Here is a 426-nt window from a genome sequence, read left to right on the forward strand (position 1 = left end):
ACACACACCCCGCCCCGCTCCGGCGCGCCCCCCCCCCGCCGCCCCCTCCTGGCACCGCGGCCCCCCCCCCCCCTCCCGCCCCCCCCCCCCCCCCACGACCGGGACGGCGGCCGCTGGCTCCGCGTCCTCGCCGATCAGGTCGGCGAGGAGTTCGGTGAGCAGGAAGGCGGCGAGGGCGGCCGGGGTCGGGTAGTCGAAGACCAAAGTCGCGGGCAGCCGCAGACCGGTCGCGCCGTTGAGCTGGTTGCGCAGTTCGACGGAGGTCAGTGAGTCGAAGCCGAGCTCCTTGAACGCCCGGCCGGCGTCGACCTCGCCCGCGTCGGCGTAGCCGAGGACGGCGGCGATCCGGGCGCGGACCAGGTCCAGCAGGGTCTGCTCCCGGTCCGCGGCCGATTGGGCCGACAGCCGGCCGGCCAGCTCGGAGCC

At 77.5% G+C, this 426-nt stretch carries 1 protein-coding gene; it reads right to left on the bottom strand.

Translation table 11 applies throughout. The annotated features are described in order from the left end of the window. Positions 1-426: acyl carrier protein (locus ACFV0G_RS38660; protein ID WP_380558359.1), on the bottom strand; the 426-nt coding region annotated here is incomplete at both ends.

Origin of the sequence: Kitasatospora sp. NPDC059571 (assembly GCF_042735675.1) — a bacterium.
GTDB lineage: Bacteria > Actinomycetota > Actinomycetes > Streptomycetales > Streptomycetaceae > Kitasatospora.